The organism is Klebsiella sp. 2680 (assembly GCF_900198535.1).
GTDB classification, from domain to species: Bacteria; Pseudomonadota; Gammaproteobacteria; order Enterobacterales; family Enterobacteriaceae; genus Klebsiella; species Klebsiella indica.
The window spans coordinates 424590-444849 of the sequence record NZ_FZNJ01000003.1 but is presented as its reverse complement, the minus strand read 5'-3'; the positions used below and the strand labels follow the sequence as shown (position 1 = coordinate 444849).

17 protein-coding genes are annotated in these 20260 nt (G+C 51.0%); 3 read left to right on the top strand and 14 right to left on the bottom strand.

Annotation, left to right across the window (positions count from 1 at the left end; genetic code table 11):
* Positions 1–14 precede the first annotated feature (14 nt).
* Positions 15–1325 (bottom strand): heme anaerobic degradation radical SAM methyltransferase ChuW/HutW, encoded by a 1311-nt coding sequence (gene hutW / locus FN037_RS15295; protein WP_142502612.1) that lies wholly within the window; start codon positions 1323–1325, stop codon positions 15–17.
* A 495-nt stretch (positions 1326–1820) separates the two neighbouring features.
* Here hutW and FN037_RS15290 point away from each other — a divergent pair, with 495 nt between their 5' ends.
* The 3 genes from FN037_RS15290 to FN037_RS15280 all read left to right on the top strand — a co-directional run bounded on the left by FN037_RS15290 (position 1821) and on the right by FN037_RS15280 (position 4641).
* Positions 1821–2504, top strand: a complete 684-nt coding sequence (locus FN037_RS15290; protein ID WP_142502611.1) for a response regulator transcription factor — start codon at positions 1821–1823, stop codon at positions 2502–2504.
* A 3-nt stretch (positions 2505–2507) separates the two neighbouring features.
* On the top strand, positions 2508–3959 hold the full coding sequence (locus FN037_RS15285) for a sensor histidine kinase (RefSeq protein WP_142502610.1): 1452 nt from the start codon (positions 2508–2510) through the stop codon (positions 3957–3959).
* A gap of 331 nt (positions 3960–4290) precedes the next feature.
* Positions 4291–4641, top strand: a complete 351-nt coding sequence (locus tag FN037_RS15280; protein WP_260607877.1) for a YbaN family protein — start codon at positions 4291–4293, stop codon at positions 4639–4641.
* 236 nt (positions 4642–4877) lie between these two features.
* On the opposite strand, the gene FN037_RS24710 is transcribed toward FN037_RS15280, so the two are convergent.
* The 13 genes from FN037_RS24710 to FN037_RS15215 form a co-directional block, all read right to left on the bottom strand.
* On the bottom strand, positions 4878–5756 hold the full coding sequence (locus FN037_RS24710) for a C40 family peptidase (RefSeq protein ID WP_142502608.1): 879 nt from the start codon (positions 5754–5756) through the stop codon (positions 4878–4880).
* 462 nt (positions 5757–6218) lie between these two features.
* Positions 6219–6692: a heme-degrading domain-containing protein gene (locus FN037_RS15270; protein WP_142502607.1), complete on the bottom strand. Its 474-nt coding sequence runs from the start codon at positions 6690–6692 to the stop codon at positions 6219–6221.
* Between the two features lie 46 nt (positions 6693–6738).
* Positions 6739–7917 carry a Gfo/Idh/MocA family protein gene (locus FN037_RS15265; protein WP_142502606.1) on the bottom strand — a complete coding sequence of 393 codons (1179 nt, stop codon included), beginning with the start codon at positions 7915–7917 and terminating at the stop codon, positions 6739–6741.
* Between the two features lie 15 nt (positions 7918–7932).
* Positions 7933–8856, bottom strand: coding sequence for a sugar phosphate isomerase/epimerase family protein (locus FN037_RS15260; RefSeq protein ID WP_138360201.1), 924 nt, complete (start codon positions 8854–8856; stop codon positions 7933–7935).
* 25 nt (positions 8857–8881) lie between these two features.
* Positions 8882–10333: a sugar porter family MFS transporter gene (locus tag FN037_RS15255; RefSeq protein WP_142502605.1), complete on the bottom strand. Its 1452-nt coding sequence runs from the start codon at positions 10331–10333 to the stop codon at positions 8882–8884.
* A gap of 1549 nt (positions 10334–11882) precedes the next feature.
* The gene (pntB, locus tag FN037_RS15250) at positions 11883–13271 is read right to left on the bottom strand and encodes a Re/Si-specific NAD(P)(+) transhydrogenase subunit beta (protein WP_142502604.1); all 1389 of its coding nucleotides are present in this window, start codon (positions 13269–13271) and stop codon (positions 11883–11885) included.
* Positions 13272–13280: 9 nt separating this feature from the next.
* Positions 13281–14807 carry a Re/Si-specific NAD(P)(+) transhydrogenase subunit alpha gene (gene pntA / locus FN037_RS15245; protein ID WP_142502603.1) on the bottom strand — a complete coding sequence of 509 codons (1527 nt, stop codon included), beginning with the start codon at positions 14805–14807 and terminating at the stop codon, positions 13281–13283.
* A gap of 81 nt (positions 14808–14888) precedes the next feature.
* Positions 14889–15749: a 3-keto-5-aminohexanoate cleavage protein gene (locus FN037_RS15240; protein WP_185929274.1), complete on the bottom strand. Its 861-nt coding sequence runs from the start codon at positions 15747–15749 to the stop codon at positions 14889–14891.
* Between the two features lie 17 nt (positions 15750–15766).
* Complete coding sequence (locus FN037_RS15235) at positions 15767–16951, bottom strand: acetyl-CoA C-acetyltransferase (RefSeq protein WP_312845803.1); 1185 nt, start codon at positions 16949–16951, stop codon at positions 15767–15769.
* A gap of 282 nt (positions 16952–17233) precedes the next feature.
* A complete protein-coding gene (locus FN037_RS15230; RefSeq protein ID WP_142502601.1) occupies positions 17234–18172 on the bottom strand; it encodes a cyclase family protein in 939 nt (312 codons plus the stop codon).
* A gap of 4 nt (positions 18173–18176) precedes the next feature.
* On the bottom strand, positions 18177–19103 hold the full coding sequence (locus FN037_RS15225; RefSeq protein WP_142502600.1) for a 3-hydroxyacyl-CoA dehydrogenase family protein: 927 nt from the start codon (positions 19101–19103) through the stop codon (positions 18177–18179).
* A gap of 10 nt (positions 19104–19113) precedes the next feature.
* On the bottom strand, positions 19114–19902 hold the full coding sequence (locus FN037_RS15220) for an SDR family NAD(P)-dependent oxidoreductase (protein WP_142502599.1): 789 nt from the start codon (positions 19900–19902) through the stop codon (positions 19114–19116).
* 16 nt (positions 19903–19918) lie between these two features.
* Positions 19919–20260 (bottom strand): cupin domain-containing protein, encoded by a 342-nt coding sequence (locus FN037_RS15215; RefSeq protein ID WP_142502598.1) that lies wholly within the window; start codon positions 20258–20260, stop codon positions 19919–19921.

Genomic DNA, 20260 nt, shown 5'->3' with positions numbered 1-20260 from the left:
TGGGTGAGTATTGGTCAGGTGGAGGTCTGACGTATTACCGGAATGATTTGTTGCAGGGCGTCCAGCATATTGCTTGCCCAGAAACGGCCCTCGGTTGTCAGGGTAAACGTGCCCTCTGACTGGCAGGACAATAATCCACAGGTTTGCCATTGTGTTAATAGCGGCATCAGTTGGGTGGGGTCGGGCAATATAGCGCTCAGGTCGAAATAACCGGTGTCCAGTCCGCCCTGAATAGCCATCCGCCAGTGATAATCCGCGCTGCGGCGGGTCATCATCGCTAATGGTTTTTCCCCGCACAACACTTTATCGAAATAATCAGGAAGACTACGCAGGTTCATAAAGGCAGCGCCGTCCAGCGATCCTCCCGCGCTACACCCCAGAGCAAGATAATCCGCGCCGCTTTTGATAAGCAAGTTATACCTGTTACGTTCTTTGCGGGTGCGCGCCCAATGGCTGTTGCTGAGTTGACGCCAGTTATCTGCGGCCAGGGTATCACAGGCCAGCGTGTAGGCATTGCGACACCACTCTGGGGTGGGGAGCTGTTGCCTGCCCGCCTCCACGCCTTTAGCCAGGGGCGTTGAAGGGAACAGATTGAGGGCATAAAGGTCAATGCCATCCAGCGGTAACTGACGTATTACGGCAAGATCGTCTTGCCAGCTTTCGAGCGTCTGTCCGGGTAAGCCAAACATCAGATCTCCCACCAGGGTGGCCTGGGAGCGTTCGGCAAGATGGCAGATGAAATCAATCATCGCCTGTCGCCCGGTTCGCCTGCCTAAGCGTTGTCGTAACCGGGTGTCGAACGTCTGAATACCGAGCGAAAATCGATTAACGCCAGCCTCAAGGCAGGCCTCAAGGCGCCGATCGTCAAAATCAAGAATGCGCCCCTCGACCGTAATTTCGCAGTCGCGTGCCAGGGGGAGAGCGCGACGAATAGCGTGAATAATCATAGAGAGTTGGGAAGCGCTAAGCGCGCTTGGCGTACCGCCGCCAAGATAGATAGCCTGAATAGGGGCAGACTGATGCAGGGGGCTGTGGGCTTCCATTTCCAGTTCCTGTAACAGCGCCTGGCAATATTTTTCCAGCGTGTCGTCATTCAGCGGGTTTTGATAAAAGCCGCAGAAGGTGCAGTGGGTGGCGCAAAAGGGAATATGCAGATAGAGAAGACGTGGGTTATTCGGCAATGGATGCGCCAGTAGATCTTGCCAGGCGCTGTGTCGCTCGCTGGCGCTGAGTGGGGCTTGTTGGCGCCATGGCATGGTCGCCCGACGTTGAGAAAACGGCATATTACCCGGACGGGCATAATGGCTGCTGAAATCAAAGGGCATCGCTGAGTTTCTCCTGGAAGCTGAACAAGGGGATGCATTAATGAAAATGAATCCTATTTACAGTTATTTGGGCGAAGACTGTCATAGTCGTCCGGAAGGGAAATTGATTCAGATCAGGAGGGGAGGGCCGCTCCGGTGAAACCCGCGCCGTGTCTGGCTTACGGCAATATTAAGTTTTGTTAACGATCCCCCATGAACAAGACAATCGCTTACTATTAGCCACAGGCAGCATTTGGGCGTACAGGAGAAGCGCCAGCGAAGGGCACGTTTTATTGTTGTGATTTTGTGCCTTGTTGTTTGAAAGAGGTGAAATCCAGGTTAGCTCTTGCTATTAAATGATAATGATTGCTATTATCTTTTGTAAAAATCTATGCCTGCCCACATTTAGCGTGAAAGTTTCAGCGTGAAAGCGTGTTGTGCGCGTGTGGCAAAAGACACAAATACCGGGTATTCAAAAAAATACAAAGAAGAATACATTTAAACTCTGGGGATATTATGCGTGTTTTAGTGGTTGATGATGATTCTGTTCTTTGCCGATGGCTTGGTGAAAAATTGCATGTTCATGGTCATATTTGCCAGATTATTCATGATGGTTCTCAGGCTTTAAATGCCATACGTCAGGATGTTTATGATGTGATTTTGCTTGATCGTATGCTGCCGGGTATGGATGGTTTTACTGTTTTACGTGAGTTGCAAAATTGCGAGCATCCCCCTGTTATGCTGCTTTCCGCATTAGATCGCGATGTCGACCGCGTTATGGGGCTGGAACTGGGCGCGGAAGATTATTTGGGTAAGCCCTTTAATTTTAATGAACTCAGGCTTCGTCTGGATATTATTGTTGGTCGGGATAAGCGTCATGCTGCGCAGAACGCGGTCCTCACGTTTGCGGATCTTAAAGTTGATTGTCTTCAGCGTAAAGTCTGGCGGGCAGGGAAACCGATAGATCTGACGGACAAAGAGCTCAAACTGTTATTAATGTTAATGGAAACGCCGGGGAAAGTGACCAGTCGTACGCATTTGCTGGAGCGGGTATGGGGCTACCATTTTGATCCGCAAACCAACCTGATTGATGTCCATATGTCGAAACTGCGTGCCAAAATAGACAAAGGTTTTGACCGGCCGCTAATAAAGACACTGCGTTCAGTCGGTTATTGTCTGGAACAGCCAGGGCAAAGGTAAGCGATGTTCCAGAACACTTTTGCTTGTCGATTACTCCGCTACCTGCAAATGAAAGTTGGCCAGTGGCAGGTGATTAGCGCCAGCCATTATCCTGATTTTCTCACCACCGCAAATTTCCGCCAGGCGATCACCATCGTGTTTCTGTTTCTGGTGATGGCGATGGTCAGCATGATTGGCTCCAGCATACTGATCGAATCGTTGGTGCGCGGGCATGTTCATGACGTCATCATCAACGATATCTATGATTACTCGGTGAAATCCGCCCTGAAAAGAACGTCTGATATCATCAGCCAGTTACAACATGAGTTGCAGGGAGACAATAATGATGGAATGGCGCAGGTCATTGTTATTGATCCTCAGGGGGCGCTGGTGTATCACAATATGCCGGTTTATAGCATGTCCGCGGAAAAATGCCATATTGATGTTGCCTGCCTTAAATCCCTGATTAAGGATGCCAGCAGTAATAATATTGTCGGGCTGACGGTATTACTGCAGGATGGCGGCATTCTTTTTCGGGCATATAATATATTGCCGATGTTAGAACGGGTACGCACGATCCCTCTCGTGGCAGGCGCCGGCGTATTTGTTGTGTTATTGTTTTGCTTGTATGTCAGCAGGCAATTTAGCTTACGAAGCTTACAAATCGTAAGGCAAATTCGCGAAGCGTTGCACCGTTATAGTAACGGTGAAAAACAGGTGCGAATGCCGGTTTCTTCTTATGGTAATGATTTCGACGCATTGAGCGTGGATATCAATCAGAATTTGGATAGAATTGACCGTCTAATGGAACAAGTGCGTAATAATGCGGGACACATTGCACATGAATTACGTACGCCTCTTACTCATTTACATAACAGACTATATACCCTTTCAGAAAGACCGGATTTGACGGTTGAAGCCAGAAAAGAGGTGGAGCATGCGGTTAATGAAGTCCAGACGGTTTTAGCGTTGTTTCGCACCGTTATGCGAATTGGTGAGATCGAAAGTGGGCGCTGTATCCATCAGCTATCTTCACTTTCTGCACAGGAACTCCTGCAAGATGTTGTGGAATATTATCAACCGCTGGCAGAAGAGCGAGCCTGTCGCATAGTGGTAGAGCAGAGTTCTGATATTGTCATGTTTTTCGATCGCGCCCTGGTATTTCAGGCGCTGGCGAACCTGATTGAGAATTCGCTTAAGTATGCCTCAGAAGGGGGATGCATCAGACTTGGCTATCGCTTGTACCGGGGGTGGTTATCGTTATATGTGGCAGACTACGGGCCCGGTATCCAGGAGTCTCTGCAGGAAAAAGCGACTGAACGTTTTGAACGCCTGGAGCAGCGTTACTCCAGCAGCGGATATGGGTTGGGGTTATCTTTGGTAAAAGCCATTGCGGAGCTGCATGGCGGCAAAGTTTGTTTTCAGAATACCCATCCGGGTTTATGTGTCTATCTGTGCCTGAAGCGGTGTAAATGATGCATTTCCTTCTCAGTTTTTTAAGGAATAGCCAGGGGGCGTTTTTCAATTAATAATTCTTAATTATCTGTCTGTTGATTTTATCCCTTGAGGATTTCATTATCCCGCAAGGAGGTTTTGCCGGTGGTAAAATTTCTTGTGTGCCATACCTGAAATAAAATGCTTGCGCGGTTCAAAACGGTTAACCGCTTTGTCCTGCAGCTAGAATTATTTAGAGTATAGTTGATGAAAGATGTGGGTTAATGTTAAAGGCTATTTTGAGTGAGTTATTTTGATGCGTCAGTGGATTACTTGTAGTGACAGACTGAAAATATCCCGCGGCGTAACCCGCATGTTATTTCGCCTCCTGGCTGTCATCAGTCTGATTCTGGCGGCTTTTGGCCTGGTTGTTCCAGGATTGCCGTGCACTGAGTTTTTGTTGCTTGCCTGCTGGGCCGCGGCGCGCAGTTCCCCGCGTCTTCATTCATGGATCGTTGGCCATCGCTGGTTTGGACCTGTGCTGGAGAACTGGCGGAAAGGGGTGATGCCAAGACGGGCAAAATGGATGTCCACGCTGGCTATGGCTTTTTCAGCGACCATTATGATACTGACCGTGCCGCATATCCCTAGTGTCGTCATCTCAATTATGTGTATGTCAGCGGTACTGGTATGGCTTTGGTGCAGACCGGAAAGTAGCATGTAAATGATGTCGATACCCGGCGCCACGTTATTTGTCAGGCAATTTTTCTGACTCAAGGAGACTGATGAGGTGGCTGGTGTGAATAGCGATGCCGTCCGAAAGATGCGCCGAATCATCTGAAGTATTAAGAGCCTATCCCACCCGGTGTTATTGTTGCAGGCAGTTTGAGCACCGCCCAGCTTCAAAATGGCAAATAAAACAGCCCTAACTGGATAGACTCTAAGTCGCCCCTGGTCTGTTTAACGAATGGTTTGCGGCGTGACAACCCGGCGAGCGCCGACATAATGTGCTTGCCAGTATTCATCGGTTAATTTACTGATTCGTATATCGGAACCGGTACGTGGGGACTGGATAAACCGATTGTTACCAAGATATACGCCAACATGGTCGGCTGAACCTTTGTGAATCCGAAAGAATACCAGATCTCCTTGTTCCAGCTCATTTTTATTGACTGAGGCCGCATCACGGTGATGAAACATTTCATTAGCCGTCCTGGGGAGCGGCGTTTTAACGAGGTCTTTATAGGCGTAATAGACAAGACCGCTGCAATCGAATCCGCTATAAGGGGAAGCGCCCCCCCATTGGTAAGGCTTGCCAAGCTGTTCCAGCAATTTTTTTACAGCATTCTGTCTGACCCGGAGGTAATGTTCTGTATGAAGAGTCCGGAATGCCAGGCTGTCAGGGATATCATCAGTAATTCGCGAAGTGTATGAGAACAACATTTTTGTTGTAACCGCGTGACGGTATTCCGGACTTTTTTTCCGGGCGCTTTTTAACAATCCCCTCTTTACTAACGCCTTTGCGCCCGGATCTTTTTTCAGAGCGGTATAACGAATATTTGGCGCTGTCCGGTTGTACACCATTTTTCTTTGAACTGAAGAACGGGGTTCATTTTTTGTGACTTTCCCCAACTGGCGATTATCATACTCTCTTAATAATGTTCGGAGCTTTGCCGAATTTACCGCGTTAGCACGGGGTGGCCGTTTACTTGCGGATTCTCGATGGGGCGTAAGTTCAGCCGGGTTTATCGCAGCGTGATGCGGCGACGCTATTGCTGTTGTCCCGATAATTAGTATGCTACTCAAAAGTGAAATAAAGATTGTGAGTAATAAAGGCATGTCAGTGCTGACCGAATGATTTCCTCAATAGTTACAGTATTCATTAAAAAACGCTCACTCAAAAGGATACGATTGATACATTAAGAAAATTTAATTAAGAAGTGACATATTGTGCAGTGGAATGCTCCTTGCGACAAAAATAAGCTGGGGCAGGCCTGGCGTTAGCCTTGGGGAATATACCTGGATATTGGTGAAACGCTCGTTTGAATCAGGGGTGACGACAGCTACTATGGTTGTATATCAGAAAATATTATCAGATCGTATATACAAAAGAACGCTTAAAATGCATGTACATTAAATATCACTCAGCCCATCCCTGGGCATCGCTTCTTTGACCAGCGCTGGCGCTGTTAAAAACGCCTGTGACTCGCATGAGTGATGATATGCGCATCGGCACTCAGCAAAGCAATATTTAATTTCTGCAAACTATCTGGTGATTATTGATGGCGCCAGAGCGGCCGTTTATTTCTCAGACGCAAGATATTGCTCAATAGCCCATACGGCGAGCGCATGATCGTCGTGGGATGCCAGACCGCTGACCGTTACCGCGCCAAATACTGCGCCACCCGGTGTGAGCAAAGGGAAACATCCGCCGCTATCTGTATAGATCTGGGGATCAAGATAGGGTAAGTCTTCCATTGTGATGCCTTGCGCTTTATAACGCTCCCCGGTGAGCAAGGAGGCATGAGCATTACGCAGTACGGTATGCCGTTTACGGGCGATCCACTCCAGATTTTCATTACTGGAACCGGGCAGGGCTACCAGAAATAACGGTTGCCCCCAGGCGTACACTTCAATGGCGATGGGTAAGGCTTCTGCGTTAGCTCGCTCATAGAGCAAGTTACCGATAAACCAGGCGGCCCGGTGATCGAAATGCGCCAGACGTAAACTCTGTTCCTGTTGTTCCAGCACTTCAATTGATGGGATTTCTGACATGGCGATATCCTTTCAGGGAGCGCCTGACGGCGCTCCCTGGCATTGATTAGCGAACAGAAAACTCAACCCACTGACCACCCTGGTCTGCGGATTCTACACAGTGTTCCACCCAATTTACCCCGATACGACCGGCATGTACTCCGGGATACCAGAATGTCTTCAGGAAAGCCTCATCACCGCGATCGGATGCGTCCATTGCCAGGGCAAAGCGGCGATACAGGTTAGACCAGGCTTCAAACAGCCCTTCAGGATGCCCACCGCCGATGCGGTCATCAGCCAGCGCTTCTGGCGCCAGGTATGACATACCGCGTTCCAGAATACGCACCGGTTCCCCCTGAATTTCATAACGCAGTTGGTTGGGTTGCTCGTCCCACCATTCCACGCTGGCTTTTGAACCGACAACCCGGACTTTCTGACCATGCATAGAACCGCAGTTCACCGCTGAGCACCACATTGAGCCCACTGCGCCGTTGTCATACTCCATCAGCACATAAGCGTTGTCTTCCAGGGGGGCGCGAGTTTTGACAAAGCTCTGGCGGGAGCACAGCAGACGTTTGATATTCAGATGTGGCACCATCGTTTCAGCCAGGAACAACGGATGGGTCGCCAGATCGCCAAGAACATAGCTCGGCCCGACATATTTAGGATCGACGCGCCAGCGTGTGCTTGGATTATCCAGCTCCACCGCTTCTGCATGGAAGCCATGGGCAAACATCATATTAATGATGCGGATTTCACCCAGCAGCCCCTGCTGTACCATTTCGCGCGCCTGCAAAATCATCTGGTGCCCGGAGTAGCCATAGGTCACACCAATAATTTTTTTCTTCTGCTGGCTCAGTTCTTCCAGCACTTTTGCCTCTTCACCGGTAAAGCAGAGCGGTTTTTCACATACCACATGAATGCCGGCTTCCAGTGCGGCTTTGCAGATTTCAAAGTGGGTATTATTTGGCGTCGCGATGGAAACCGCTTCAATGCCGTCCGCACGTTTTGCTTCTTCGCGGAACAGCGTCTGGTAATCCGGATAGCAGCGCTCCGGCGCAATTCCCAGCTTGACGCCAAACGCGCGACCACGTTCAGCATCAATATCCAGCGCGCCAGCCAGCAAAGCAAAAGAACCATCACGCAGGGCTGCTGAACGGTGAATATAACCAATCTGGCTAGTGCCGCCGCCGCCGATCATCCCCCAACGTAAAGAGCGATCCAGAGGTTTTAATCCATTGATCATGATCGAATTCTCCTGTTAAAAACCAACTGATTTGAGATAGACCAGGCTTTGAGTCACATCATGCAGACTTCCCTCGGCCTGACGAGGATCACGTTCTTGTTCGATCGTAATCCACCCTTGATAATTGAGGCGGGACAGCAGGGCTTTCACCGCAGGGTAATCAATGGCGCCCTTACCGATTGGGCACATCACGCCTTCTGCGCAGGAAGCGAAGAAATCCAGACCTTTTGCCAGCACGTTTTTGTGGACATCGCCATTGACGTCTTTGAAATGGATATAATCCAGGCGTGAGAAATAACGCTCAAGCCAGGTCACCGGGTCCATCCCGGAGTAATAGAGATGGCCGGTATCCAGGCACAGTCCGGCGATATCATGCGGAATATCTTTTTCTATCTGAATAATTTCATCAGCAAATTCAATACAGCCACCGGCATGCGGATGAATGACTGCACGCACGCCATATTCGTTCCACGCCAGCGTACTGATATGTTTAATATGCTCAACCATTCTGTTCCAGTCGGTAGTGCTTAAACGCGGCGCTTTATCCGAATGGCCCGCATATTTGGCGCGCTCCGGGTTACCGAAATCAATCACCACCAGATAAGGTGCGGGATAATTCGCCCCATGGCTTTTTTCAGCCGTCGGGATTTTTGACAGGTTACGGCAAATATTGTGCGTCAGTTCAACAATATTGGCAAAATTACTTTCACTCACCAAATCATCAAAAATAGTCCCGGCGACAATCGATAAATCGTAACGATTGAGTTCTTCAGTTAATTTTTTCGGGTCCGTTGGCAAATAAGTCCATGGCCCAAGTTCAATACTTTTATATCCTGCTTTACTTGCTTCAGTTAATACTTTTTCCCAGGATGGAAGGTACGGGTTTTTCGGATCATCAACACCCCAACTACAAGGTGCATTTGCAATATGAATAGTCATAATAACCTCTTTCTCTTTTCGGGAGTTAACGGGTTGTAATTTTATTGGTTACAGAAGATGCTACATAATTTTTCTCAATACGGGCGGAGACAAGCGCTTCGACTTTCTCCAGCGATACCCCTTTCGTCTCCGGGATATAGCGATGGACGAACCACCAGGAGATCAAACAGCAGATAGCGAACAGCATCAGCGGGAAGCCGCCATGGAAGTGTTCACGCAGCCAGGGGTTATCATTCATGACAGGGAAAATCTGGCTGATAACAAAGTTGGATCCCCACAGTGCGGCGTAGGCAATACCCATTCCCATAGCGCGTAAGCGGTTTGGCAGAATTTCACCGACCACGGTCCAGGCGATTTGTGCCCAGGTCAGGCCGAAGATAAACATGAAGCCCAGCAGACCGATAATTGAGGTGAAGCCTTTTACACCGTAGTAGAACGTCAGGAACGTGAAGGCAAGGCAGATGAAGGTACCGCAGGAGCCGATTTGCAGAAGAGAGCGGCGTCCCATGCGGTCAACCAGCATCATCCCGGTCAGTACGCCGATAAATTGTAGCCCGGCGAGCCAGGTGACCATCAGCATGGCTTCTTCCATATTACCGGTGACGTTCATCAGCAATGTCGGGCCAAAGTACTGAATGACGTTAATCCCGGTTAACTGGTTAAACACTGCAATCATGGCCGCAATAAAGATAAACATCTTGCTTCGGCTGCTCAGCTTTTTCTCCGTTAATTCAGTCGATTTCGCTGCCGCTGCCGCATCAGCATGAAACGAATCTTCAATTTCTTTCAATACCCGGCTACCATGTTCGGCATTCGAAATACGCGACAGCGTTTTCAACGCTTCTTCATTCCTGCCTACCATCACGTTCCAGCGGGGAGATTCCGGGATAAATTTGACCAGGAGCAGGAAAAGTACGCAAGGAAGCAAGCCAAAGCCCAGCATGTAGCGCCAGCCTGTATTGACCAGCCATTCATGATCCGCGCCGCGGACAATCAGATAGTTAACAATTAGCACCAGTACCTGGCCACCGACGAAACAGATCATATTCATGGCCACTACCCGGCCACGATAATCGCGAGGTGCGACCTCGGTCATATAAATCGGCGAGACGACGGAGGATAAACCGATACCAAATCCACCCAAAATACGGAATAAGATAAACAGGGTAAAATTGGTCGCCAGAGCCATACCTGCGACAGATGCAAGGACGAAGAAAACAGTAATGGTCAGAGCCATTTTTCGGCCATAACGATCGGCCAGTTTCCCGGCCATATAGGCCCCAAGTACGCAACCAATAACAATACTGGATACGGCCCAGCCGGTTTGAGACGGCTCCAGTTTAAAATGTTGCGTTAAAGGTTCAATGACTCCTGAAATAACAGATGTATCATATCCCTGCAGCAGGCCACCGAGTGCGGCCACGGTACAAATCGCCAGTACATAAGCGATATTGTGTTTTTTTTCAACGTAACCCATGATCATACCCTCACGTATGAAATTAAAATTTTTATCTCTAAAAACGTTTATATAAAAACTACAAAACAAACCCTCAAATAAAAATGCGAAAATTCGTCTTTGGGAAAACTTTAAATATCCCAAAGTGCAATATGATTTCCTAATCTGGTCTACCCGAAGAATAACGCGTGAAAGCGGATAATCCCGGGCTTGATCCTGTGTATGCTGCGGCACAACACCGATGTTTTAGTGAACTGGTTAATATACGCATTGCATTAATACAGGAACACGTAATTTGTTTTTGGTGAAAAATGCGATCGAGGAATTTACTTCCTTTAGGGAAAACATGATTAGTGCTAATGCCTGAACCATTGCTTAACCCAATTTTGGACGCTAAAAACTGGTTGTCGGGCTGCATACTCATCTCCTGGCAGAAGTGATAATGGAACGCGATCCGTGACAGTCGTCGTTGCAGCGGTCATTGTGTTAGCTGCGCCGGACTTAACCGGAGTCTGACAGGCAAGAAACTGATGGACAGGTCCTGCCTGATATTGCCGGTCACGATATGCCCCATTTCTTATCTATTCCCGCTGATGAACATCAGGTTCACCAGCATCTTTTCCCAGAGTTGGCCTCAGGCCTGTGACACACCGGTGTTCAGAGACGAAAACAGCGATTGGATAAGCGTTAACATATTGATTATCAAAGAGCCTTGAAAATGCCTGGGGCATTGCTAATCTGATTGTATCCATCGCTTCCGCCTGTCTGAGCTCCCGCTTATAACGGTGACTATTAAAATGAATTCGAATTGATTATGAAACCAAAAAACCAAAATACAAAACAAATAAAATTTCCATTTCAAAAAATGTGGTGTTGATCAAAAAATCATGTCTGGTCAATCACTTTAACCATTAGCATATCACTTACAAAGCAATGGTTGTGCGTGTGTAACATAATGAATTTAAATAATAAAATATATTTATACAATATTTTTAACATTCGAGAGTGACGCAAATCACATAAAAACAAAAAATTTATTTATATTTAAAATGAAATCTTTTTTCTAGTTTTTGGTCTATGTATTCACTCTTCTCTGATTAATTCTCATGCTGGAAAGTCACCGTTATGCGCAGGCGACAAAACCGTTATTTGTCATTTACCTGGGACGCATGCGTGCTGAATTTGCACACCGCAAACCGGCTCTCGACGGTAATCGATGGGGCGTTAGCTAACTCGTTTTGACGCGCCGCATTCCTGCGGGTCTGGCCGCTATCTCTGTGTCATTTAAGATGCAGGGGACGCTTACAATGCCCAGGCCCGAAGGGCACTGGACATCGGCGGGATTTTTTTCGGTTGGATGATAGACGCTGAATGTATCGGGAGACTCGGGTTGAGTTCAGTGAATACCCGCCATGCGATTGAGTAATGTTGAGTGTGACTCATGGCGGGTGATGGCAGTGCGCCTGTTGTGGAAGCAGCCCGGAGCAGTTTGAAAATATGTATCGTGCTAAGTGCTGCATCCACGGTTCGGGGGGGAGACGCGACGTTACTTCAGGCTGAACGCTGCGAGTCAGAGTTGAGCCAGGATGGCTTCTACGCTCGTTTTTGCATCGCCGAACAACATTGCGGTATTTTCTTTAAAGAAAAGCGGGTTTTGTACGCCGGCGTAACCGGTATTCATTGAACGTTTGAACACCACAACCTGTTGGGCTTTCCATACCTCAAGCACTGGCATGCCGGCAATAGGGCTACCGGGATCTTCCTGCGCCGCCGGGTTAACGGTATCGTTGGCGCCGATGACCAGCACCACGTCGGTATCGCTGAAGTCGTCATTAATTTCCTCCATCTCCAGGACGATATCATAAGGCACTTTAGCTTCAGCCAGCAGCACGTTCATATGCCCCGGCAGACGCCCGGCGACCGGATGGATGCCAAATCGTACTTGCACACCTTGTGTAATGAGTCGGCTGGTTAATTCCTGTACTGGATACTGCGCTTGCGCCACCGCCATCCCATAGCCGGGGGTAATGATCACCGAACGGGCGCTTTTAAGCGCTTCCGCCACTTCTGAGGCGTGACATTCGCGATACTCTCCCTGCGGGCTGTTATCATCAGCGGCAGCGCCATCGCTGCCAAAGCCACCAGCGATCACGCTGATAAACGCGCGATTCATTGCCTTACACATAATGTATGACAGGATAGCCCCGGAAGAACCGACCAGTGCGCCAGTGACAATCAGCAGGTCGTTACTGAGCATAAAGCCCGCCGCCGCCGCCGCCCATCCGGAGTAAGAGTTGAGCATAGAGACAACCACTGGCATATCCGCCCCGCCGATTGACGCGACAAGATGCCAGCCAAACAGCAGCGCGATCAGCGTCATGATGCTCAATGCCAGGTTTTGCCACAGCAGGCTGTCGCTGCGTATGAACACCACCAGCAAGGCAAAAGAGACCAGCAGCGCTACAAGATTCATCCCGTGACGACCGGGCAACATCAGTGGTTTAGATGAGAAGATCCCACGCAGTTTACCGAACGCAACAACTGACCCGGTAAAGGTTATCCCCCCAATAAAGATCCCCAGAAATACCTCCACCAGATGGATTGTCGCGAGGGTTGTATCATTGAGGGGGCTGTGACTAAGATAGCTATTGATCCCGACCAGCACTGCCGCCAACCCGACAAAACTGTGCAGAATCGCGACCAGTTCCGGCATTTCGGTCATTTCCACCCGTTGAGCCAAAAAAATGCCGATGCCGCCGCCTGCCATCATCGCCACCAGAATCCATGGGACATCAGCGGCCTGTGGCCCAAAGATGGTCACGACCAGTGCAATCGTCATTCCGGCGATACCGAAAACGATCCCCGCGCGTGATGTTTCATGCTTCGATAATCCAGCCAGACTAAAAATGAACAACAGTGCGGCGACAATGTAGGCCGCAGTAACAAGACCTCCAGACATAGTGACTCCTTAGTTTCTGCGGAACATATTCAGCATGCGGCGGGTGACGTAGAAACCCCCGAAGATATTAATACTGGCGATAAAAACGGCGCTAAAAGCCAGCGCCGAGATCCAGCCGCCGAGACCGATTTGCAGAACCGCGCCGACGACAATGATCCCTGACACCGCGTTGGTGACGGACATTAACGGTGTGTGCAAGGCGTGATTGACGTTCCACACCACGTAGTAGCCCACCACGCAGGCCAGGGCGAAGACCGTGAAGTGGGCGAGGAAGTCTGCCGGCGCGATATGCGCCAGCCAGCCGAACAGTACGATGACCAGCGTCAGAAGGGTATATTGACGCCACGGCGTGGCGGGAACGCGCTTCACCGGCTCCGCTTGCGCGAGTTTAGGCGGTTGTGGCTGTATGGAAACCTGAATCGGTGGTGCAGGCCAGATAATTTGGCCATCGTGGATCACCGTGACATGCCGAATGACGACATCAGAGAAATCCATATTCAGCGTACCGTCTTTCTCTTTGCACAATAGTTTCAGCAGATTGACCAGGTTCGTACCGTAAAGCTGGGATGCCTGAGCCGGCATCCGTGCGGGCAGGTCGCTATAACCGATGATTTTGACGCCGTTGTCGCTGGTGATGCATTTGTCCGGTTCTGTCAGTTCACAGTTACCGCCGGTCTGGGCGGCCAGGTCGACGACAACGCTACCGGGTTTCATGCTGGCGACCATTTCGCGGGTTATCAAGCGCGGGGCAGGTTTCCCGGGGATCAACGCGGTAGTGATGATAATATCCACCTCTCTGGCCTGGGAGGTGAATAATGCCATTTCCGCTTCGATGAATGCGGCGGACATCTGGCGAGCATAACCGTCCCCGTTACCGCTCGTTTCTTCACATGTCAGTTCAAGAAATTCCGCTCCCATGCTTTGGATTTGCTCTTTGACTTCCGGGCGAGTGTCGAAGGCCCGTACGATGGCACCGAGGCTGCTGGCGGCGCCGATCGCCGCCAGTCCGGCAACGCCTGCGCCAATGACCAGTACCTTCGCTGGTGGGACCTTACCTGCGGCGGTAATTTGTCCGGTAAAGAAACGGCCAAATTGATGAGCGGCTTCCACCACGGCCCGGTATCCGGCGATATTCGCCATTGAACTCAGGGCGTCCAGCGACTGAGCGCGTGAAATACGTGGTACCGCATCCATCGCCATCACCGTTATCCCGCGTTCGGCTAGCTTCGCCATTAGCCCGGCGTTTTGCGCAGGCCAGATGAAGCTGATGAGCGTACAGCCTGGCGGCAAAAGCGGAATTTCCTCCGCCTGCGGCGCGTTAACTTTAAGAATGATATCACTCTGCCAAATTTCATCCTGGGAACATAACGTCGCGCCAGCGGCCAGCCAGGCGTCATCAGTTATGTTTGCTGCTGCGCCGGCGCCGCGGGCGACCGAGACGGTAAAGCCCAGTTTCAGCAGTTGTTCTACGGTAGCGGGCGTAGCGGCGACCCGAGTTTCACCCGCCAGCCGTTCCTGGGGTATCGAAATTTTCATAAGGGGGTTCCGTTCAGATGTTGATCGGAAACGATCGCCCACATATAACGACAGGCGATCGATATTCCGTAAGGCGTGGACTCAGACGCCGATCGGCTGTTGACGTATCAGACCGAGAATGGCGCGTGTTTCATCCGGAGTGGCGATGGTTTTATCTACTTCCGCCGCCAGTCGTTTTACGCGCTCAACGAACCAGGTGTTGGACTGTGCCAGTTCACCTTTGCGGTAGAGAATGTTGTCTTCCATTCCCACTCGCACGTTGCCGTCGAGTGCCAGTGCCGCGAGGACGATAGGCAAGTGGCCGCGACCAATTCCCAGTGCCGACCAGGTGAAATGACTCCCCAGATGCTGTTTGCAGGTATCAAGTAAGAACATCAGGTTACGTACTTCCGCCGTCATACCGCCCGGCGCGCCGAGGACGAACTGAAAGTGTGGGTGACCCTGAATCAACCCTTTCTTGATATAATACAGAACGTTATAAATCATCCCGGCATCGAAGATTTCGAATTCCGGCTTTACCTGGCACTCGTTCATGCTGAGCGCGAGTTTTTCCAGAAAGCGCGGGCTATTCTCGAAAATCGTCGAATGGGCCCAGTTCATGGTTCCGGCGTCAAAAGAGGCCATTTCGGGCCGCAATAACTGGAACGGTTTCATGCGAATCTCATCGCTCAGGCCAAGACCGCCGGAGGTCGTCAGGTTAATGACGATATCGCAGCGCGCGCGCACCAGTCGTACGGTCTCGGCGAACGTATCAAAATCCATTGATGCCTGATTTTCATCATCACGTACGTGAATATGGGCAATGGAGGCGCCGGCCTCGCAGCAGCGTACGATTTCATCCGCTTGCTCTTGCGGAGTGAGCGGAATATACGGGGTATCGCTTTTCTGTGGCCAGGCCCCGGTACAGGCGACGGTCAGAATCACACGGTTTTCTGCAGACATAATTAACTCCTTGATGATTATTCTTTTTCAACCACCATCGCCAGCCCCATCCCACCGCCGATACAGAGCGTGGCGAGACCATAACGGGCATGGCGGCGCTGCATTTCATGGACCAGTGACACCAGGATGCGTGCGCCGGAAGCGCCGATGGGATGACCAAGGGCAATCGCGCCGCCGTTGACGTTGGTTTTCTGCGCATCGAGCCCCAGTCCTTTCATCACGCTCAGGCACTGTGAAGCGAAGGCTTCATTGGCTTCAATGACGTCGAGGTCCCCCACCTGCAAGCCTGCTCTGGACAAGGCCCGGCGGGTGGCGGGGACCGGTCCATAGCCCATAATATTGGGATCGACGCCACCGCTGCCCCAGGCACGGATCGTCGCCAGCGGCTGGATCTGGAGGGACGCGGCTTTTTCACGGCTCATCAGGACCAATGCGGCGGCACCGTCGTTAATGCCGGAAGCGTTACCTGCGGTGACCACGCCGTCAGGCCGGAACGCCGGACGTAATCGGGCCAGAGTTTCACGGGTGGTACCGTGGCGTGGAAATTCATCGACGTTGACATAACGCTCTTCTTTGCGGGTGACGACTTTGATGGGGACGATTTCGTTGTCGAAACGACCGTTTTTCTGTGCCCATTCGGTACGCTGCTGGCTTTCTGCTGCGTAGGCGTCCAGATCTTCCCGAGTGAGGTGGTATTTTTGTGCGAGATTTTCCGCCGTGATCCCCATATGCTCGCCGGAAAAAGCATCGGTCAGGCCGTCGCTAATCAGGCTATCAATTAGCGCACTGTCGCCCATACGTTGTCCCCAGCGGGCGGCGGCTGACAAATACATGGCGTTGCTCATGCTTTCCGTCCCGCCAGCCACTACGATGTCCGCATCGCCCAGCGCAATGGCCTGCGCGCCGAGGATGGTTGCTTTGAGCCCGGAACCACAGACCTTGCTGACGTTAAAGGCGCTCTTTTCTACCGGGACCCCGGCGGCGATTGCGACCTGGCGGGCGACATTCTGACCCAGCCCGGCACCCAGTACGTTGCCCATAATGACTTCGTCGACATCGTCCGGTTTGATGGCGGCGCGAGCGATAGCGGCGGTGACCGCGTGTTCACCCAACTGAATAGCCGAGAGATCCTTTAGCGCGCCGCCAAAGCAGCCAATGGGCGTACGGGCGGCGCTGACAATGACAACATCTTTTATACTCATGAGTGTGCTCCTCCGATGCAGAGCGGCATTGGGTGTTAACGGTATTTACACTGTCGGAAATATATTTTTCCTGAGCGTGAAATTAAATTTTTAGTGCTGTTTGATAACGAAAAAATAGGCTTAATATTGGGGTGCGATAGTATTTTGGCGCAAGTCGTCCATATGCCCGATATAGTCAATATGATTACGCCGGGCATAGGGTGTCCTGCGCTGAATGGCAAAATATTCAGCCTGTTTATTCACGTTATTAATGCTGTAAGCGAACCTGTGCGTAATGAAAAATTAAATACAGCCTCCGTAACTATAAGTTCTTTCCGGGACGTCATTAATATCATCTTCATCAATTTCCGCTACGCAACGAACCATGGAGCCATCGCCTAAATACCAACGTAGTGGGAAACAGAAGAAACGAAAGCGCTTGCCGGAAACGTTATCCAGATTACCGCCGAGGTTCTCAACGCCAACAATACCGTGGCCAAGCATCTGTTTATGGCAAGGTTCCCAGGTTCCCCAGCAACCGATAGCTTCCAGATCGCCGAATTTTTCGTCATAGGCGGCCTGGCCGTGGAGTTTGATATACAGTTCTTTATCAAATTCCGCATAGGCTTCTTCACCGAACTGTTCAATATATTCTTCAGTGAGTGGACGACCAGAAGCACCGAGTAAATTCATGCGCGTGGCGCCGTTATTTCCCATCGCGGTATGTAACGGATGATCTAAGGCCTGCATATCCATTGCGACGCATTTAACCCTATTTTTCACAAACCATTTTCCGGCTTCTACGCCGGTACCGCAGGAATAATGATAATACTCTTTAGAGTCATCAAATTTACGGTGCATACCAGTATTCAGACATACCACCATGCCAGCTAACGCTTCTGGTTTAATATTCGCCCGACGACAGGCATCTTCCAGGTGGTGTGGTTGAATCAATTCCCAGCGTCCGACGTTAATTTCCAGACATACCGCTTCACCGGTATAAGCATCGACAGGCATTTCATGTGTATAGCGCGCTCTTTTGCCATCGAATTCTATTTCCATTACGTGACGCGGCGCATCGCAGTGGGTGCCGGTATGCATTGTGCAGGAAATACGCTGCGTCAGAACGCCACCCTTTGCCATCGTATGCGCGCTGTCGATCAGTGGTTTATCAAAATAAGGCCAGCGCGGCGTATCGGCGCTAAACGGATGCGTCAAATCGACAAAGACTTTTTTACCCATATTATTACTCCTCAGGTTGTCGGGTGACGCGCTGCAGATAATTCAGCAGGCGTTCACGGCTTTCGTTAATTGATGCGTCGTCCCACGTCTGAAACCCGGCGCCGGATTTGAACCCCAGCTTGCCTTCGCTTACCAACTGCCGTAGTAACGGCGAGGGGGTCACCGCGTTATTCAGATGCGGGAAAATGTATTCATGGATCGCCAGCGTCAGGTCGGTGCCCACCATATCGGCATTTTCCAGCGGGCCGAGGGTCGGCAGGCGGATACCGAAGCCATAGCGAATGCCTTCGTCTACGGTACGCGCGTCGGCGATCCCCTGTTCCACAAGGTAAATCGCTTCGCGCCACAGGGCATGCTGCAGGCGGTTGACCAGGAATCCCGGCACATCTTTATTAACCCGAACAGGGCGTTTCCCGGCCCAGGTGAGAATGTCGAACATACGTTCGAATAATGCGTTGTCGGTCCAGCGGGTGCGAATCACCTCCACCAGTGGGATCAGGAAGGCCGGATTCCAGAAATGTGTGCCCAGCACCCGCTGCTTGTGGGTCACATCGCGGGCGATATCGCTGATGCTGATGACTGACGTATTGGACGCGAGAATGGTCTCCGGCGGACAAAGTGCGTCCAGCTCGTGAAACAACTGCTGCTTCAGGCTCAACTGTTCAGGGACGCATTCGAAGACAATTTGCGCGCCATTGACACTCTCCGCCAGCTGGCCGCAAAACGTGACGCGGCTGAGGATTTGCTCAATGGTAGCGTCGTCTGCCTGCATTCGCTGCAGGTTACTGCGTATGGTATCTGGCGCTTTCCAGACGCTGGTATCGATATCGTAAATCGTCACCGCTACGCCGTGCGCGGCAAAGATTTGCGCGATACCACTGCCCATCAGGCCGCCGCCGAGGACAGTAACCCGCGTGACCGGATTATTCATAACCCTCTCCTTAACCTGCCGTGCAGCCGCCGTCGATATAAATCACCTGGCCGGTGATAAAATCAGCGGCAGGGGAGCAGAGATAAACGACGGTGCCGACCATATCTTCCACGACAGCAGCGCGGCCCATAGGAATGCGATCGAGGAAGATCTTTTTCAGCTTCTCGTCTTCCAGCACTTCCTGGGTCAGCGGCGTCCAGAAGATAGTTGGCGCGACGGCGTTAACGTTGATATGGTATTTCGCCCATTCGGTCGCCAGTTGTTTGGTTAATAAATTGATAGCCCCTTTCGATGTCCCGTAAGCCGCATAGCCGCCGGGGTGGCCGGCAAAGGCGCGTACCGAAGAGGTATTGACGATTTTCCCGAAGCCCTGGCGGATAAACAGCTCGCCAAACACTTTGCAGGGAATGAAGGTGCCGGTGATGTTGATATCCATCACTTTGCGGAAATCGTTAACATCAAAGGCTTCCGCCGGGTGGCGGATGGCGATTCCGGCAATATTAATCAGGTAGTCGACCTTCCCCCAGGCGGTGACCACGTTATCCACCAGGGTTTTAACCGCGGCTTCGTCGGTCATGTCAGCGACGATAGCGAGGGCTTCTCCACCCGCTTCCTGCACCTGCAGAACGGTTTTTTCCAGTGTCGCCAGGGTGCGGCCGGTCACCGCCACTTTGACACCGTAGTTCGCCAGGCCACGAGCCACGCCTTCGCCCAGCGCACCGGCGCCGCCGGTGATAACGGCGACTTTGCCTTCGAGATTGAACAGCGTTTTGACTTTGCTATCCCATGATGTGTCCATAATGATTCCTTACGGGTTATGCATTGCTGGCAATGACCAGCATGCTGGTCGGATAATTGGTGTGGTTAACCACTTCGCGCCCTTCAAACGGCGCAAGGAAAACGGCTTCCCCTTTGCTAACCACACGGGTTTCCTCTTTGGTGCGGATGGTGATGGCGCCCTCCAGTACCACGTAGAGTTTTTCCGTTGGCGAATCGTCATAGGCCCATTCGGCGCCGCCGCCGGGTAAGAAATGTGAAAGACCGCACCAGAACTGCCTGGCGTTACATAACGCGCCGTCGCAAAGTTTCAGCGCCACCATGGCATGGTGCAGCGGCGGGTTATAGGGCCTGGCTTCACTCATCGATATCACTTTCAT

Excerpts from the sequence above, each read along its gene's own strand:
- hutW (WP_142502612.1), bottom strand. The coding sequence starts at position 1,325 with ATGCCCTTTGATTTCAGCAGCCATTATGCCCGTCCGGGTAATATGCCG.
- FN037_RS15290 (WP_142502611.1), top strand. The coding sequence starts at position 1,821 with ATGCGTGTTTTAGTGGTTGATGATGATTCTGTTCTTTGCCGATGGCTT.
- FN037_RS15285 (WP_142502610.1), top strand. The coding sequence starts at position 2,508 with ATGTTCCAGAACACTTTTGCTTGTCGATTACTCCGCTACCTGCAAATG.
- FN037_RS15280 (WP_260607877.1), top strand. The coding sequence starts at position 4,291 with ATGTTATTTCGCCTCCTGGCTGTCATCAGTCTGATTCTGGCGGCTTTT.
- FN037_RS24710 (WP_142502608.1), bottom strand. The coding sequence starts at position 5,756 with ATGCCTTTATTACTCACAATCTTTATTTCACTTTTGAGTAGCATACTA.
- FN037_RS15270 (WP_142502607.1), bottom strand. The coding sequence starts at position 6,692 with ATGTCAGAAATCCCATCAATTGAAGTGCTGGAACAACAGGAACAGAGT.
- FN037_RS15265 (WP_142502606.1), bottom strand. The coding sequence starts at position 7,917 with ATGATCAATGGATTAAAACCTCTGGATCGCTCTTTACGTTGGGGGATG.
- FN037_RS15260 (WP_138360201.1), bottom strand. The coding sequence starts at position 8,856 with ATGACTATTCATATTGCAAATGCACCTTGTAGTTGGGGTGTTGATGAT.
- FN037_RS15255 (WP_142502605.1), bottom strand. The coding sequence starts at position 10,333 with ATGGGTTACGTTGAAAAAAAACACAATATCGCTTATGTACTGGCGATT.
- pntB (WP_142502604.1), bottom strand. The coding sequence starts at position 13,271 with ATGTCTGGAGGTCTTGTTACTGCGGCCTACATTGTCGCCGCACTGTTG.
- pntA (WP_142502603.1), bottom strand. The coding sequence starts at position 14,807 with ATGAAAATTTCGATACCCCAGGAACGGCTGGCGGGTGAAACTCGGGTC.
- FN037_RS15240 (WP_185929274.1), bottom strand. The coding sequence starts at position 15,749 with ATGTCTGCAGAAAACCGTGTGATTCTGACCGTCGCCTGTACCGGGGCC.
- FN037_RS15235 (WP_312845803.1), bottom strand. The coding sequence starts at position 16,951 with ATGAGTATAAAAGATGTTGTCATTGTCAGCGCCGCCCGTACGCCCATT.
- FN037_RS15230 (WP_142502601.1), bottom strand. The coding sequence starts at position 18,172 with ATGGGTAAAAAAGTCTTTGTCGATTTGACGCATCCGTTTAGCGCCGAT.
- FN037_RS15225 (WP_142502600.1), bottom strand. The coding sequence starts at position 19,103 with ATGAATAATCCGGTCACGCGGGTTACTGTCCTCGGCGGCGGCCTGATG.
- FN037_RS15220 (WP_142502599.1), bottom strand. The coding sequence starts at position 19,902 with ATGGACACATCATGGGATAGCAAAGTCAAAACGCTGTTCAATCTCGAA.
- FN037_RS15215 (WP_142502598.1), bottom strand. The coding sequence starts at position 20,260 with ATGAAAGTGATATCGATGAGTGAAGCCAGGCCCTATAACCCGCCGCTG.